General features: G+C 72.1%; 1 protein-coding gene. It reads left to right on the forward strand.

All coding sequences use genetic code 11. The features are described from left to right. Nucleotides 1–141: 141 nt before the first annotated feature. Nucleotides 142–391, forward strand: a 250-nt coding sequence (locus tag HUA75_RS46110) for a hypothetical protein (RefSeq protein ID WP_174490143.1), incomplete at its 3' end; no start/stop codon positions are given.

Genomic DNA, 391 nt, shown 5'->3' on the forward strand with positions numbered 1-391 from the left:
CCCAGGAGAGACGAGCCGCGTCCGCCTCCAGCTCACCGGGGAGGGCCTGCTCGAAGGCACCGTCCGGCTCCGGGGAGGCCGGGTGCCCCGAAGCCCGTCACCGTCTCCGCCCTGCGGGCGGGCGCCTCCTACACCGAAGTCGTGAAGGTCGCGGCCACTCCCGACGGCGCCTGGTCGATGCGGGTGCGCGCGGGCCGCTACACGCTCACCGCCTGGATGACGGACTCCGTCAGCCAGAATAGCGACCAGCAGAAGGTCGTGGAGCTGGAGGCCGGAGGCTCGAAGCGCGTGGAATTGGAGGTGCGCGAGCCGAGCAAGCCCATCGTCGTCATGGTGCTCGAACCCAACGGCGCGCCCAGCGTCGGCGCCACGGTGATGGGCAGCGAGCCCG

This window comes from Myxococcus sp. CA040A (assembly GCF_013336725.1).
Classification (GTDB): domain Bacteria; phylum Myxococcota; class Myxococcia; order Myxococcales; family Myxococcaceae; genus Myxococcus; species Myxococcus llanfairpwllgwyngyllgogerychwyrndrobwllllantysiliogogogochensis.